Source organism: Mesorhizobium sp. BH1-1-4 (assembly GCF_020165665.1).
In the GTDB taxonomy this organism is placed as follows: domain Bacteria; phylum Pseudomonadota; class Alphaproteobacteria; order Rhizobiales; family Rhizobiaceae; genus Mesorhizobium.
This window is the reverse complement of sequence record NZ_JAIUIN010000015.1, coordinates 109,229-123,518: the sequence shown is the minus strand read 5'-3', so window position 1 is coordinate 123,518 and position 14,290 is coordinate 109,229. Positions and strand designations below refer to the sequence as shown.

Below are 14,290 nucleotides of genomic sequence, written 5' to 3'. Positions count from 1 at the left end.
AACGCGCGGGGCGTCATAACGACCGCCGGTGACAATGCGGACGGCATTTTCGCTCAATCGGTCGGCGGCGGCGGCGGCTTCGGCGGCTCGATGACAAACGCGTCCGCGGGCGACGGATCCTACTCGCTTCAGGTCGGCGTGAACGGCGGGTTCGGCGGCAAAGGCGGCTATGTCGAAGTGCTGGTCGCAGGCGACATCCATACAACAGGCGCTCTGGCGCATGGCGTGGTTGCGCAATCCGTCGGCGGCGGTGGCGGAATGGGCGCGGATGCGTCCGGCAAAGCCGCGGTGTCGCTTGGCGTTGGCGGGCTCGGCGGAGCCGGCGGCGACGGCGGCAACGTCTATGTGGAGCGCACCGGGACGATCGTCACCGAGGGCACGGATTCGATCGCCATCGTCGCGCAATCCGTGGGCGGCGGTGGCGGCATCGGCGGAACCAGTTTCGGCAGGTTCGCGACCAGTGACGACGGCGACGGCCCCGATGGGTTGACCTTGGAAATGCTGGACGGCTCAAAAGGCGTCGGAGGCACCGTCACCGTTATCCAGACCGGGGAGATCGAAACCTCGGGGCTGCGCTCGCATGGCATTGTCGCCCAGGCGGTGGGCGGCGGCGGCGGCATCGCCGGCGGCCTGAACAAGGGCGCCGGCTCGGCCGGCGGTATTGGCGATGCCAATGCCGCCGCCGCGACGGCGAACAGCCAGATCGCTGTCCTTGGCGCGGAGAGCTATGCGCTGTTCGGTCAGAGCGCGACCGGCCAAGGCAATTCCAGTGCTGTTACCCTGACCGCGGAGTCGAACCTGTTCGCACAAGGCGCGGATTCGGTGGCTGTCTATGGCGAAAGCACGGCCAAGGGCGCCAAGGGCAACATCACCATCAATCTCAATGGGCAGTATACGATCGGTGGCGCCGGAACGGGTGTCGCGGCGATGCTGGTCGGTGGGGCCAACAACACGCTGACCAATCACAGCCTGCTCTATGCAATGGGCGCGAATCCGACATTCGACATCCAGGCATCGCAGCTCCAGGCATTTCAAGCCTTCCTGCTGGCGCCAGGCCCGGTGGTGCCGACAAACGCGATCCTGGAATCGCTGCTGGACGATTTCAGCCCGCTCGCCATCACCGGCACGTCGGGCGATGATCATGTCAAGAATTCGCCGACGGCCGACACGCTCGGGCGCGTCATCGGCAATATCGATCTGGGCGGCGGCAACAACAGCTTTGAAAACTTCGCCGACTCCTCGATGGTCGCTCTCAAGACCATCGATCTCGGTGGCGGGCTGTTCACCAATGACGGGCTTTATACCAACCAGGGCATCGGCGTGGTTGCCAAAGTCGATGTCGGAGGCGGTTTCACGCAGGACGCCAGCGGCAATTTCGTCACCGATATCGATCTCAACAACCAGATCACGGATGCCGTGGCACTGACGGGGCCTGGCGATTTCGACGGCACGGCGCCTCTCAACTTCCTGTCCATCGACAAGCTGTTTACCGCCTATACGCTGGCACAGGGCTCGGCGATGACCGACTCCGGTATAACCGCGACGACCTTGCATCCGGCGGCGGGTTTCAATTTCATTTTCCAGGTCGAAAACGGCACCGATCTGGTGCTGACCACCGACAATGACACATTCCTGGAACTCGCGCAGGATCCGCAGTCCGGCGTCAACGATCCGGGCGTGTTCCAATTGGCGCAATATCTCGATGACATCGAGGCGGCGTCCACGCCGGACAACCCGATGGCGCGCCTGATCAATCTGGTTCGTTTCCTGCCAAGCAAAGCCGAGATCGGCGCGGCGTTGACGCGGCTGACGCCGCACTATGCCGTGCATACGTTCGACATGGTCAACCGCGAAACCGACATCATGCTGGAAACGGCGCGCGAATGCACCGGCGTTCCCGCCTACAAAAACCCCGACGGCCGTTGCGTCTGGGCAACGATCAGCCCGCAGGCCGAATACACCCGCGATGCGGGTGCCGGGACCACGACCCGCGACGACGTGCTGAAGACGATGTCGCTCGGCGGCATCGGCGAGGTCGGCCAGAACTGGTCGCTTGGCGGCACGATCGGCCGCACGGAGTTTGATTCCAGGATCGGCTTCAACGGCGAGCAACTGTCGCAAACCAGCGGCGAAGCCTGGCAGGCTTACGCGCTGGCGAAGTACGCCGACAAGAACTACTTCGTCGATTTCGCGCTCGGCGGCGGGACCGGTTCGTTCAAGGGCGAACGCGATACCCATATCGATCCGGCGTTCTTCGTTCCCGGCGAAACGCTGGAAGGCGTCTATCTGGACGAGGAAATGCTGCCCGGGATCGGTAACAGCGTCACCTACACGCAGAAGACCGCGCAGTTCGGCGGCTCGGCGCGGCTTGGCTTCACGCAACAGATGGGCGCGTTCTACCTGCAGCCGACCTTGCAATTCGACGCGCGCTGGCTGCGTGTTTCCGGCAAGGAAGAAGGGTCGGTTGCCGGTTTCAACTTCGACGGATCGGCAAACACCTTCTATGCGGCGACGCCGGCGCTCGAAATCGGAACCGACATCCCACTCAGCGACATTGCCAGCATCCGCCTCTATGGAAAGGCCGGGGTGGAGTTTTCCACCAAGGAGTGGGAAATCGAAGGTCGCTTCGCCGCGGCTGAGAATCTGCCCGGCAACCCGGCATTGCACTTGACGGAAGCGATCGATTCGCCGCTCTATCGGGTCGGCGCCGGCCTCGAGCTGAATGGCGTCAATGGCGTCGGCATGTCCGTCAGGTATAATGGCGCCTTCGGCGAAACAGTGAAACAGAACGCAGTCAGCGCGTCTCTCAAGGTCAGTTTCTAGCTGGCTCGGGGCGGTGCCGGGCGGGAGGGTCTTGATGAGGAAGTACGCGTATTTCGCAGCAGTGCTGGGTGTGGCCTGTATCGCAGGCCTGCCGGCCATGGCGGCGCAAACCAAAGGCGACAAAGTGGCGGCAACGCCGCCCGCCGCGGCTGACGCGCCGCAACTGCCCGGTGGTGCCTCGGCATTGTCGGAAACCCATGGCGACTGGACCGTCAATTGCCAGATAGCGGGCACCAACAAGGTCTGCAGCCTGTCGCATCAGCAGTTCAACAAGCAAAACAACCAGCGGCTTCTGGCGATCGAGCTGTCGAGTAAGACTGGCGAGGATGCGACCGGAACGCTTGCCTTGCCGTTCGGTCTGGCGCTCGCCAAGGGCGTCACCCTGACCATAGACGACCAGAAGCTCGACGGCAGCCTGCCGTTCAACACCTGCCAGGTGGTCGGCTGCCTGGTGCCGGTGGCGTTCGATGCCAATGTCACGCCGCTGCTCAAGAACGGCACCACGCTCAAGATCGACGCGGTCGCGGCCGATACGGGCCAAGTCGTAAGTTTTTCCATTCCGCTCAATGGCTTTGGCGGGGCGCTTGCCCGCACGGCGGAGCTTTTGGCCAACTGACGGCTGGGTCGACCGTGGTGCGGCTAGAGCGGTTCAGCGTTTGATAGAATCGCCGAACCGCTCTAACTCTTTGTTCCCAAGCAATTCCCAAGGGGAAGCGCTACGCGCTTCTCCCGGGAAAACCGCTGCACATTTTCCTGGAATTGCTCTAGCAAGGGTATTGGCGGCAGGGGGCTGCCGCCAATACACTTCAAACGACGATCGTTTTCAACCGCTCGGCGATGAGCGCGGCTAGCCGCGTCGCCACCTCGTCCTTGGTCATTTCAGGCCATTCCTCGACGCCCGCCTTCGATACGATCCGCACCCGGTTGCGATCGCCGCCCATCACGCCTGAAGGGCCGATGCCGCTTTCGTGCGACACGTCGTTGGCGACGATGAAATCGGCGCCTTTCTTGCTGAGCTTGGCCTCGGCGTTGCGCAGGAGATCCTGGGTCTCGGCGGCGAAGCCGACGACCAGGCCTGGTCGCTGCTCGTGGTGGCCGACGCCAGCCAGGATGTCGGGGTTCTCGACCATGCGCAGCACCGGCGGACCTTCGCCCGCCACCTTCTTGATCTTCTCGCCGGCGGAATTCTCGGTTCGCCAGTCGGCAACGGCGGCGACGAACACCGCGGCGTCGGCGGGCAGAAGCTGTTCAACGGCCTCGCGCATCTCCTGCGCCCGTCCGACATGGATGGTCTTCACCCCGGCCGGGTCGGCGATGGTGACGGGACCGGAGACGAGGCGCACATCGGCGCCGAGCCTTGCCAGTGCGGCGGCAATGGCGTGGCCCTGCTTGCCCGACGAGCGGTTGGCGATATAGCGCACGGGATCGATCGGCTCGTGCGTCGGGCCTGACGTGACGATGATCTTGCGTCCCGCCAGCGGCCTGGGGCCGGCATCGAGCAGCGCCTCGACGGCGGCGACGATTTCCAGCGGCTCGGCCATGCGGCCTTCGCCGGCCTGGTTGCTCTCGGCCATCTCACCCCTGGCGGGGCCGACGAAGCTGATGCCGTCCTTGCCGAGGGTCGCGCGGTTGCGGCGGGTGGCGGGGTGCGACCACATTTTCGGGTTCATCGCCGGGGCCATCAGCACCGGCTTGTCGGTGGCGAGGAGTACGGTCGAAGCCAGATCGTTGGCATGGCCATTGGCGAGCTTGGCCATCAGGTCGGCGGTAGCCGGCGCCACCACCAGCAGGTCCGCCTCGCGCGACAGCCTGATATGGCCGACATCGTGTTCATCATTGCGATCGAACAGGTCGGTGAAGACATGGTCGGCGGACAGCGCGCCGACCGACAGCGTGGTGACGAATTCCTGGGCTGCGGCAGTCATCACCACTCGCACAGCCGCACCACGCTCGCGCAGCCTTCGGATCAGGTCGAGCGCCTTGTAGGCAGCGATGCCGCCGCCGATGATGAGCAGGATGCGCTTGCCGGAGAGGGTCATGCAGCTTCCCAAGGATTAACTATGTTGATGCCGCAATCGGCAAAATCGGCAACATTTCTGGTAACAACCGTAAAACCGTGTGACCGCGCAACCGAGGCGATCTGGGCGTCGAATTCATGGATGGGGTGTCCCAGAAATCGCCTTTTCGAAACAATCTCCGCATAGATTTCTGCTTCTCGGTCACCGAATGCGAGCACCGGAGTCTTGAGCCAGATGGCAAAGAAGGCCCCGATTACATCGCCCAGCGCAGCCTTGCGTTTTCCACCGGGCATAGACGCAAGTCCCAAAAGCAGTTCTGCCTTGGTCATCGCCGTGAGGTATGAATGGATCGAAAACGAACTGTCCATCCAGGCAGCCACTCCTGCATCGGGTATTGGTTTGAAAATTTCCGAAATGACATTCGTATCCAGCACGAACATGGTCAGTCGAATTTCGGTGGCTCGCGCGCAGGACCGCGCTCGGGCAAGTGGATATCGAAACCACCATGGGGTTCCACCAACCTACGAATTACAGCGTAAAGCGACTCGCCTCGATCACTCTGGTCGGAGCCTTCTGAAAGAACGCTGGTGGCAAGAATACTACGAACCTCCTCCTCCATAGACACTCCCCTGACCGCAGCTCGCTGCCGCAATCTCTGCTTCACCCTGTCATCGAGATTGCGGACTGTTATCGTGCTCATAAGATCGCTCCTGTGTCCTAAATCTAGGCCACCGGTAAAATGATTGCAATGACAGCACCGCTGTCATTGCAATCGCTCAGAGCAGCTTCCAGGCGATATAGACCAGCGTCAGCGCGATCACCCACAGCGCGACGCGGCCGGATCGGCTGTAGCGGGCCTCGGCCTTGCCGATGGCGCGGGCGGTGGTCTCGTCGAAGCGCAGCCCGTGCTCGGCCATCAGGTCGATCTCGCGCGACAGCCGGTCGGTTCGTGCGGCCAGTTCGGGCGCCTGGCGGGCCAGGGTCAGCAGCGCCTTGGCGCCGTCGCGCGCATCGATCATCATGCCGCGCGGTCCGAGGTTGCCGGCGATCCAGCCGCCGACCACCGGTTCGGCCGTCTTCCACATGTTGAAGGCGGGATCGAGTGTGCGCGCCACGCCCTCGACCACCACCATGGTCTTCTGCAGCAGGATCAGTTCGGGCCGCGTCGCCATGTCGAAGAGCTCGGTCACCTCGAACAGCAGCGTCAAGAGCTTGGCCATTGAGATGGTTTCGGCCGGTTGGCCGTGGATCGGCTCGCCGATCGCCCGGATCGCCTGGGCGAAAGCCGCGACATTGTGTTGGCGCGGGACATAGCCGGCCTCGAAATGCACCTCGGCGACGCGCAGATAGTCTCGCTGGATGAACCCATAGAGGATCTCGGCGAGGAAGCGGCGCTCCTTCTTGCCCAGCCTGCCGGCAATGCCGAGATCGACGGCGACGATGGTGCCGTTGGCCTCGACGAACAAATTGCCCGGATGCATGTCGGCGTGGAAGAAGCCGTCGCGCAGCGTATGGCGCAGGAACGACTGGATGAGGTTGGCGGCGATCGCCTTGAGGTCGTGGCCGGCGGCTTCGAGGCCGGCGATGTTGTTCATCTTGACGCCATCGACCCATTCCATGGTCAGCACGTCGCGGCCGGTGCGCTCCCAGTCGACGGAGGGCACGCGGAAGCCGGGATCGTCCCTGGTGTTCTCGCCAAGTTCGGAGAGTGCGGCCGCCTCGAGGCGCAGGTCCATTTCGATCTTGGTGGTCTGGGCCAGCGTCTCGGTCACCTCGACCGGCCGCAGCCGGCGCGAGGAGGGGATGTATTTTTCCTGCAGGCGGGCGGCGAGGAAATAGCTCTCCAGGTCCTGGAAGAAGCGGCGGCGCACGCCCGGCCGGATGACCTTCACCGCGACCTTGGTCGCGGCGCCGTCATGGAGGGTTTCGGCGACGTGGACCTGAGCGATGGAGGCGGCGGCGACCGGGTCGCCGAACTCGGCATAGAGATCGCCGACCTTGCGCCCGAGCGAGGCTTCGATCGCCGCGACGGCCTCGGCCTTGGGGAAGGTGTGCATCTTGTCCTGCAGCATGGCGAGATCGAGCGCCATGTCGTTGCCGACGACATCGGGCCGCGTCGCCAGGAACTGGCCAAGCTTGACGTAGGACGGGCCGAGCCGGACCACCGCCTTGGCCAGCCGGTCGCTGCGCTCATAAGCGAGCGCGCGGCGACGGGTGAAGAGCCGCGCCAGCCGCCAGCCGAATTTCGGCAGGCCGGACAGTTCCTCGCCGGGCAAGGCGGCAACGACGCCCTCGCGCACCAGCACCCAACCGGCCCGTACCAACCGGAACCCAGCGCTGAGGGTGCTCATGGCCGCGTCCGCCCCGCCGGTTCATCGAACTGGCACAAGGTATATCGCATGTCGGAGATGGACGACGGCTTCAAAGCTTCCAGCCCGAATGCAGGGCCGCTATGCCGCCGGAATAATTGCGGAAGGAGACGCGGTCGAAGCCGGCGCGGGAAATCATCGCGGCGAAGTTTTGCTGATTGGGGAATTTCGCGATCGATTCGACCAGATAGGAATAGGGCTCGCCGTCGCCGGTGACCATCTTGCCGATCCTGGGGATGGCATTGAACGACCATGATTCATAAGCCTTGTCGAGCATCGGCATCTCGACCTCGGAAAACTCCAGGCACAGGAGCCGACCGCCGGGCTTCAGCACGCGAAGCGCTTCAGCCAAAGCAACTTCGATGCGCGGGACATTGCGAATGCCGAAAGCGATGGTGTAGGCGTCGAAACTGGCGTCAGGGAAGGGCAGCTCCTCGGCATTGGCCTCGACGAAATCGGTGTTGGCGGACAATCCCTTCTTTTCGGCCCGGTCGCGGCCGACGGCGAGCATCGAGCCATTAATGTCGAGCACGGTGGCATGGGCATGGCCATGGCTGGCATCGACGATGCGGAAGGCGATGTCGCCGGTCCCGCCGGCCACGTCCAGGACCTTCCAGCCCGCGCGCTTGGGCGGATTGAGCCAGGCGACCATGGCATCTTTCCACAGCCGGTGCAGGCCAGCCGACATCAGGTCGTTCATCAGGTCGTAGCGGTTGGCGACCTTGTGGAAAACATCGTTGACCAGAGACTGCTTCTCGCCTTCCCCTACACGCTTGAAACCATAGGAGGTTTCCATGCCGCCGGCGGCCGTGGTTCTCTCAACTGACATTTTTTTGATCCGTCATAAAACCGGCGGGACCATAGCCGATCGATGGTGCGGGCGCTATTGTTTAAGGCGCGGTGTTCGGCCGCGCTTCCAGGTGGCGGGTTTTCAAGACCTGGACTGACCGACGGGATGTTTGAATGCCTTTGAAAGCGGAATTGCACTGCCACATTGAAGGGGCAGCGGCGCCCGATCTCGTCATCCGCCAGGCGCAGAAATACGGCAAGGACACCTCACCCTATATCCAGAACGGTTCCTTCGTCTGGCACGACTTCACCTCCTTTCTCGCGGCCTACGACTTTTCCGCCGACCTGTTCCGGACGGAGGAGGATTATGCGCGGCTGGCCGACCACTATCTGACCAGCCTGGCCCGCGACGGAGCGATCTACTCCGAGGTGTTCACGTCGCCGGACCACGCGGCGAAGGCCGGGCTATCGCCCAAGGCCTACACCGACGCGCTCGGCGAGGGCATACTGCGCGCCAAGGCCAAGACCGGCATCGAGGGGCGCATGATCGTCACCGGCGTGCGTCATGTCGGTGTCGAGTCGATCGAACAGGCGGCGCGTTTCGCCGCGCGCTGCGGGCACCCGCTGGTCACCGGTTTCGGCGTCGCCGGCGACGAGCGCATGGGTGACATGGAAGACTATGTCAGGGCTTTCGAGATCGCGCGCGAGGCGGGGCTCGGCATCACCATCCATGCCGGCGAACTGACGGGCTGGGAGACCGTCCAGGCGGCTCTCGACCACATCCGTCCGTCGCGCATCGGCCATGGCGTGCGCGCCATCGAAAACCCCGACCTTGTCCGGCGCATCGCCGACGAGGGCGTCGTGCTGGAGTGCTGCCCCGGTTCCAACATCGCGCTCAAGGTGTTCGACAGTTTCGCCGATCATCCGTTCCCGGCCCTGCGGGCCGCCGGCTGCAAGGTGACGCTCAACTCCGACGATCCGCCTTATTTCTGGACCTCGCTGAAGCGTGAATACGATATCGCCGCGGAGCATTTCGCGATGAATGAGAAGGCGCTCGCAGCGGTCACCAGGACGGCTATCGAGGCGGCTTTCGTCGATAGGAAGACCAAGACGGCACTTCTTGCCCGGCTGAATGGTGCCTCTCGCTGATTTCGGCGAAATCTGTGGTCCGGTGAAGCCAGGCGGTTCCTTGCCTGGCGCATAATCGCTAGGGTCTCCCGAGCTGCCTGCCGCGCACGCGCGCATCGGGCGACACCGCATCAGGAGAGAACATCATGAAGGGCGTCACCGTCGTCGACCATCCGCTTGTCCAGCACAAGCTGACCATCATGCGCAAGAAGGAGACGTCGACGGCAGGTTTCCGGCGGCTGCTGCGCGAGATATCGCTGCTGCTCGGCTACGAGGTCACCCGCAATCTCGAACTGACGACGACGACGATCGAAACGCCGATGGAAACCATGGAGGCGCCGACGCTCGAGGGCAAGAAGCTGGTCTTCGCCTCGGTGCTGCGCGCCGGCAACGGCCTGCTCGAAGGCCTGCTCGACCTGGTGCCGGCGGCCCGCGTCGCCCATGTCGGGCTCTACCGCGACCATGAAACGCTGGAAGCGGTCGAGTATTTCTTCAAGGCGCCGAGTGATCTGCACGACCGGCTGGTCATCGTCGTCGACCCGATGCTGGCGACCGCCAATTCGGCGATCGCGGCGATCGACAAGCTGAAAGAGCGCGGCGCCACCAACATCCGCTTCCTGTGCCTGCTGGCCGCGCCCGAAGGCATCGAGCGCTTCACCAAGGCGCATCCCGACGTCCCGGTCTTCACCGCGTCGATCGATCGCCAGCTCAATGAGAAGGGCTACATCATGCCCGGCCTCGGCGATGCCGGCGACCGCATGTACGGGACGAAGTAGCACCAGGCAAAGCTGCCTGGCACGATTTACCAAGCGTTTACGCAAAGACATGGTTTTGGCGCGCATTAAAGCGGCAAACACCATCCAGCGCTAATGAATCGGCTCTCTTCCCGAAAATCACTTCCGATTTTCGGAGTCATGCGCCGAGGCCGATCCATGCTGCGCAAGCTTCTTGTTCTCAGCGTCTTTGCCGGTGCATCGGCGTCGATCCCGGTCGTCTACCAGTCGAATCCGCGAATATTCGAAAACCTGCTGAAATCGGCGGTGACGGCCAAGCCGCAAGCCGAGGCACAGCCCGAGGTCAGCCTGGCCTCCGTTCCCGACAAGCCGGTGGCGCCGCTGCCGACCGGGCGCAAGGTCGTGGTCGCGGCGGACGGGCGTGGGCACTTCTCGTCCACCTTCAAGCTCAACGGCCGTCAGGTCGACGGCATGATCGACACCGGCGCGACGCTGGTGGCGGTCAACACCTCGACGGCGCGCCGGATCGGGCTGTCGCTCAATCCCTCCGATTTCAGCCATGAGGTCAACACCGCCAACGGCACCATCAAGGCAGCCGTGGTGACGATCGACCGCCTGCAGATCGGCAGCATAAGCGTCGAGGGCGTGCAGGCGATCGTGCTCGACGACAAGGCACTGCGCACCAATCTGATCGGCATGAGTTTTCTCAACCGGCTCGGCAAATACCAGGCCGAGAACGGCACATTGCTGCTGGTCCAGTAGGATGCCGCTGGCGCGGTTCAGTGTTAGATAGAATCGCTGATCCGCTCCAGCTCTTAGTTTCACGCAATTCCGGACGGAAAACCGTTACACACTTTTCCTGGAATTGCTCTAGCCCCGCGGCAGAATCCGGCGGATGACCGACTTGTCGGCGGCCGGCTTCGACGCACCGATCGCATAGGCTGAAAGCACGGTTGCGGCGGCTGCCTCCGCATGGGATGGCGAGCGCGAATGGATCAACGCCAGCGCATCGCCGGCGTTTACTTCCGCGCCTATGGGCAGCAGCCTGGTGATACCGACCGAGGGATCGATCTTGTCATCGGGCCGGGTGCGCCCGCCGCCCAGGCCGACCACGGCGAGGCCGATGTCGCGGGTGGCGATGCCAGTGACGAAACCCTGCGAAGTCGCCTTGACCGCGAATTCCGTTGCCGCCTCGGGCAGGTATTTCTCCGGCTTTTCGATGAAGTCCGCCGGGCCGCCGAGCACGGTCACCATGCGCGCGAAGGTGGCGGCGGCGCGGCCGCTGGCCAGCGTCTCGGTGGCGCGGCGCATGCCGTCCTGGTTGGACGATACCAGCCCCGCCGACTGGAGCATTTCGGCGGCAAGCGCCAGCGTCACGTCCTCCAGCCGCCGGTCACGCAAGCGGCCGGTCAGGAAATCGACGGCATTGCGCACCTCCACCGCATTGCCGGCGGCCGAGGCCAGCGGTTCGTTCATGCCGGTGATCAGCGCCGAGACCTTCAGCCCCGCACCGCTGGCGACCTCGACCAGGCTGTTGGCGAGCGCGGTCGCGTCGCGGGATTTCTCCATGAAGGCGCCGTTGCCGACCTTGACGTCGAGCACCAGCGATTGGAGGCCCGCCGCGAGCTTCTTCGACAGGATCGATGCGGTGATCAGCGGCACCGATTCCACGGTTCCGGTCACGTCGCGGATGGCGTAGAGCCGGCGATCGGCAGGCGCCAGATCGGCGGTCTGGCCGATGATGGCGCAGCCGGTTTCCAGCACCGCCTTGCGGAACAGCGCGATGTCGGGCTGGCTGGTATAGCCGGGAATGGCATCCATCTTGTCCAGCGTGCCGCCGGTATGGCCGAGACCGCGTCCCGAGATCATCGGCACATAGGCGCCGCAGGCGGCGACGATCGGCGCCAGCATCAGCGAGACATTGTCGCCGACACCGCCCGTCGAATGCTTGTCGGTGACGGGGCCTGGCAAATCCGACCAGTCGAGCACGTCGCCGGAATCGCGCATGGCAAGCGTCATCGCCACCGACTCGTCGCGGGTCATGCCGTTGAAGAACACCGCCATGGCGAAGGCCGCGACCTGGCCGTCAGTCACGGTGCCCGACGTCACGCCGTCGATGAAGGCGGCGATCTCGTGAGGCGCCAGCCTGTGGCCGTCGCGCTTGTGACGGATGATTTCCTGGGGAAGCATCAGCTCTCCAGCAGCCCGTCACGGAACACGCGCTGCAGCACCGTCGCCAGCCGCGATCCGCCAACCGGCGCCATGTCCTTGGTTTCCTGGTGCGAAAGCTCGGCTCCGGTCATGCCCGCGGCCAAATTGGTGATGATCGAGCAGGCGGCGACGCGCAGGCCGAGGAAGCGGGCGAGAATGACCTCCGGCACGGTCGACATGCCGACGGCGTCGGCGCCCATGATGCGCGCCATCCGGATCTCGGCCGGCGTCTCGAAGCAGGGGCCCGAGAACCACATATAGACGCCCTTGTGCAGCACCGTGCCGGTCGCCTTCGCCGCGCTTTCGATCGCCTGGCGGATGCCGGCATCATAGGCTTCGGTCAGGCCGACGAAACGGCGGTCGCTCGGCTCGCCGATCAGCGGATTGGTGCCGGAGAAGTTGATATGATCGGTGAGCAGCATCACCGAGCCCGGCGGCATGTCCGGATCGACCGAGCCGGCGGCGTTGGTGAGGATCAGTTTCCTGATGCCGATGCCGGCAAGTACTTCCAGCACCGGCCGCATCGCGGCCGCATTGCCATGCTCATAATAGTGGGCACGGCCTGACAACATCAGCACCGGGGTGCCGGCAAACAGCCCGGCGACCACTTCGCCGGCATGGCCGCTGACGCCGCTCCTGGGAAAGCCGGGGAGGTCGGCATAGGAGACACGGATCGGATTCTCGATCCGGTCGACCAGGCCGCCCAGGCCCGAACCCAGAACCAGCGCGGTCGACGGCGCGAGGCCGTCCAGTCTTTCGATAAGGTGGTCGACCGTTTTTTGCGTCATGGCAGCGAGCTTTTCATTTCAGGATGTCGCCCCGGAAGCCGTAAGGCAGCATGTCGCCCATGGTCACGATTTCGGCCACGCCCGAGGCGTCACAGAGATAGAGCTTGGTTTCCGGGCGGCAGAACTCGGCCAGCCGCTGGCGGCAGCCGCCGCAAGGCGAGCATTTTGCCATGCGTTCGGCAAGGACGGCGATTTCGACGATCTTGCCGCCGCCGCCCATGATGTAGTGGCCAAGCGCGGTGGTCTCGGCGCACCAGCCCTCCGGATAGGAGGCGACCTCGATGTTGGCGCCGGTGAAGATGCGTCCGTCCTCGGTGCGCAAGGCAGCGCCCACCGGGAATTTGGAATAGGGGGCATAGGCCTTGGCCATGGCGGCCTTGGCCGCTTCGAACAGATCATGCGACATTCAGTTGTTCTCTCCGATGATCGTGTCCAAAACCCGGCCTGTCGCGTGTTGCCTAGCGTTCCTTGACGTAGGGCACGCCGCCGGCGCGTGGCGGGATGGCCTTGCCGATGAAGCCGGCGAGCAGGATGACGGTGAGGATGTAGGGCAGCGCCTGCATGAACTGCACCGACACCTTGCCGACAATGGGCAGCGGTGTCCCCTGCAGGCGGATCGAAGCCGCGTCGAGGAAGCCGAACAAAAGGCAGGCGAACATGGCGTTGACCGGCTTCCATTTGGCGAAGATCAGCGCGGCCAGCGCGATATAGCCCTTGCCTGCCGTCATGTCCTTCACGAAGCCGCCATTCTGCACCATCGACAGATAGGCCCCGGCGACGCCGGTCAGGATGCCGGTGCAGATCAGCGCGCGATAGCGCAGCCAGGCGACCGAGATGCCGGCGGTATCGACGGCGGCCGGATTCTCGCCGACCGCGCGCAGCCTGAGGCCGAAGCGGGTGCGATAGAGCACCCACCAGGTGAAAGGCACCATCGCAAAGGCGAAATAGACGAGGATGGAATGGCCCGAGATCAGTTCGGCATAGATCGGCCCGATGATCGGCACTTGCCTGGCCGCGTCTGCGCCGGGCCAGATGATCGCCTCGAAGCGCTCGCCCGGCTGGAGCGCCGGCGTGCGGCCGCCCTGCTGGAACCAGGCCTGGCCAAGGATGATGGTCGATCCGGCGGCGACGAAGTTGATCGCCACGCCCGAGACGATCTGGTTGCCGCGATGGGTGATCGAGGCAAAGCCGTGCACCATGGCGAACGCGACCGAGATCAGGATCGCCATGCCGAGACCGATAAACGCCGAATGGAACACGGAAGCCGCGGCAGCCCCCGCGAAGGCGCCGACCAGCATCTTGCCTTCGAGGCCGATGTCGAAAATGCCGGCCCGCTCCGAATAGAGGCCGGCGAGGCAGGCAAGCAGCAGCGGCACGGACAGGCGGATGGTCGAGTCCAGCACCTGGATGATGGCGTTGAAGATATCCAT

The 14,290-nt window shown here is 64.1% G+C and carries 13 protein-coding genes and 1 pseudogene; 5 read left to right on the top strand and 9 right to left on the bottom strand.

All coding sequences use genetic code 11. The features are described from left to right. Positions 1-2,823 (top strand): annotated as a pseudogene (locus tag LB569_RS22650) (autotransporter outer membrane beta-barrel domain-containing protein); the annotation flags it as partial. Between the two features lie 34 nt (positions 2,824-2,857). Continuing rightward, a complete protein-coding gene (locus LB569_RS22645; RefSeq protein WP_140704225.1) occupies positions 2,858-3,439 on the top strand; it encodes an invasion associated locus B family protein in 582 nt (193 codons plus the stop codon). Positions 3,440-3,629: 190 nt separating this feature from the next. On the opposite strand, the gene coaBC is transcribed toward LB569_RS22645, so the two are convergent. From coaBC to ubiE, 5 genes are all read right to left on the bottom strand, one after another. After that, a complete protein-coding gene (gene coaBC / locus LB569_RS22640; protein ID WP_224694160.1) occupies positions 3,630-4,862 on the bottom strand; it encodes a bifunctional phosphopantothenoylcysteine decarboxylase/phosphopantothenate--cysteine ligase CoaBC in 1,233 nt (410 codons plus the stop codon). Continuing rightward, positions 4,859-5,281 (bottom strand): type II toxin-antitoxin system VapC family toxin, encoded by a 423-nt coding sequence (locus LB569_RS22635; protein ID WP_224694159.1) that lies wholly within the window; start codon positions 5,279-5,281, stop codon positions 4,859-4,861. Before LB569_RS22635 ends, coaBC begins: the two co-directional genes overlap by 4 nt. Positions 5,282-5,283: 2 nt before the next feature. Beyond that, positions 5,284-5,541: a FitA-like ribbon-helix-helix domain-containing protein gene (locus LB569_RS32030; protein WP_411910195.1), complete on the bottom strand. Its 258-nt coding sequence runs from the start codon at positions 5,539-5,541 to the stop codon at positions 5,284-5,286. Between the two features lie 76 nt (positions 5,542-5,617). After that, positions 5,618-7,192, bottom strand: a complete 1,575-nt coding sequence (gene ubiB / locus LB569_RS22630) for a 2-polyprenylphenol 6-hydroxylase (protein ID WP_224694158.1) — start codon at positions 7,190-7,192, stop codon at positions 5,618-5,620. Between the two features lie 70 nt (positions 7,193-7,262). Continuing rightward, positions 7,263-8,039 carry a bifunctional demethylmenaquinone methyltransferase/2-methoxy-6-polyprenyl-1,4-benzoquinol methylase UbiE gene (gene ubiE, locus LB569_RS22625; protein WP_224694157.1) on the bottom strand — a complete coding sequence of 259 codons (777 nt, stop codon included), beginning with the start codon at positions 8,037-8,039 and terminating at the stop codon, positions 7,263-7,265. A 134-nt stretch (positions 8,040-8,173) separates the two neighbouring features. Between ubiE and LB569_RS22620 the strand changes: the two genes are divergently transcribed. From LB569_RS22620 to LB569_RS22610, 3 genes are all read left to right on the top strand, one after another. Further along, positions 8,174-9,148 (top strand): adenosine deaminase, encoded by a 975-nt coding sequence (locus LB569_RS22620; protein ID WP_224542057.1) that lies wholly within the window; start codon positions 8,174-8,176, stop codon positions 9,146-9,148. A 125-nt stretch (positions 9,149-9,273) separates the two neighbouring features. Further along, complete coding sequence (upp, locus tag LB569_RS22615) at positions 9,274-9,903, top strand: uracil phosphoribosyltransferase (RefSeq protein WP_140704238.1); 630 nt, start codon at positions 9,274-9,276, stop codon at positions 9,901-9,903. Between the two features lie 156 nt (positions 9,904-10,059). Further along, on the top strand, positions 10,060-10,623 hold the full coding sequence (locus LB569_RS22610; RefSeq protein ID WP_140704240.1) for a TIGR02281 family clan AA aspartic protease: 564 nt from the start codon (positions 10,060-10,062) through the stop codon (positions 10,621-10,623). 108 nt (positions 10,624-10,731) lie between these two features. Here the strand turns inward: LB569_RS22610 and deoA are convergent, their stop codons facing one another. The 4 genes from deoA to LB569_RS22590 are packed head-to-tail and all read right to left on the bottom strand — an operon-like array spanning position 10,732 to position 14,290. Then, positions 10,732-12,051: a thymidine phosphorylase gene (gene deoA, locus LB569_RS22605; protein ID WP_224694156.1), complete on the bottom strand. Its 1,320-nt coding sequence runs from the start codon at positions 12,049-12,051 to the stop codon at positions 10,732-10,734. Beyond that, complete coding sequence (locus LB569_RS22600; RefSeq protein WP_224694155.1) at positions 12,051-12,860, bottom strand: purine-nucleoside phosphorylase; 810 nt, start codon at positions 12,858-12,860, stop codon at positions 12,051-12,053. The genes deoA and LB569_RS22600 overlap by 1 nt, the downstream gene beginning before the upstream one ends. A gap of 13 nt (positions 12,861-12,873) precedes the next feature. Next, positions 12,874-13,266 carry a cytidine deaminase gene (gene cdd / locus LB569_RS22595; protein ID WP_224694154.1) on the bottom strand — a complete coding sequence of 131 codons (393 nt, stop codon included), beginning with the start codon at positions 13,264-13,266 and terminating at the stop codon, positions 12,874-12,876. 52 nt (positions 13,267-13,318) lie between these two features. After that, positions 13,319-14,290: an ABC transporter permease gene (locus LB569_RS22590; protein ID WP_224542064.1), complete on the bottom strand. Its 972-nt coding sequence runs from the start codon at positions 14,288-14,290 to the stop codon at positions 13,319-13,321.

Bases quoted from the DNA above. Each gene is read 5' to 3' on its own strand.
- LB569_RS22645 (WP_140704225.1), top strand. From the start codon at position 2,858: ATGAGGAAGTACGCGTATTTCGCAGCAGTGCTGGGTGTGGCCTGTATC.
- coaBC (WP_224694160.1), bottom strand. From the start codon at position 4,862: ATGACCCTCTCCGGCAAGCGCATCCTGCTCATCATCGGCGGCGGCATC.
- LB569_RS22635 (WP_224694159.1), bottom strand. From the start codon at position 5,281: ATGTTCGTGCTGGATACGAATGTCATTTCGGAAATTTTCAAACCAATA.
- LB569_RS32030 (WP_411910195.1), bottom strand. From the start codon at position 5,541: ATGAGCACGATAACAGTCCGCAATCTCGATGACAGGGTGAAGCAGAGA.
- ubiB (WP_224694158.1), bottom strand. From the start codon at position 7,192: ATGAGCACCCTCAGCGCTGGGTTCCGGTTGGTACGGGCCGGTTGGGTG.
- ubiE (WP_224694157.1), bottom strand. From the start codon at position 8,039: ATGTCAGTTGAGAGAACCACGGCCGCCGGCGGCATGGAAACCTCCTAT.
- LB569_RS22620 (WP_224542057.1), top strand. From the start codon at position 8,174: ATGCCTTTGAAAGCGGAATTGCACTGCCACATTGAAGGGGCAGCGGCG.
- upp (WP_140704238.1), top strand. From the start codon at position 9,274: ATGAAGGGCGTCACCGTCGTCGACCATCCGCTTGTCCAGCACAAGCTG.
- LB569_RS22610 (WP_140704240.1), top strand. From the start codon at position 10,060: ATGCTGCGCAAGCTTCTTGTTCTCAGCGTCTTTGCCGGTGCATCGGCG.
- deoA (WP_224694156.1), bottom strand. From the start codon at position 12,051: ATGCTTCCCCAGGAAATCATCCGTCACAAGCGCGACGGCCACAGGCTG.
- LB569_RS22600 (WP_224694155.1), bottom strand. From the start codon at position 12,860: ATGACGCAAAAAACGGTCGACCACCTTATCGAAAGACTGGACGGCCTC.
- cdd (WP_224694154.1), bottom strand. From the start codon at position 13,266: ATGTCGCATGATCTGTTCGAAGCGGCCAAGGCCGCCATGGCCAAGGCC.
- LB569_RS22590 (WP_224542064.1), bottom strand. From the start codon at position 14,290: ATGGATATCTTCAACGCCATCATCCAGGTGCTGGACTCGACCATCCGC.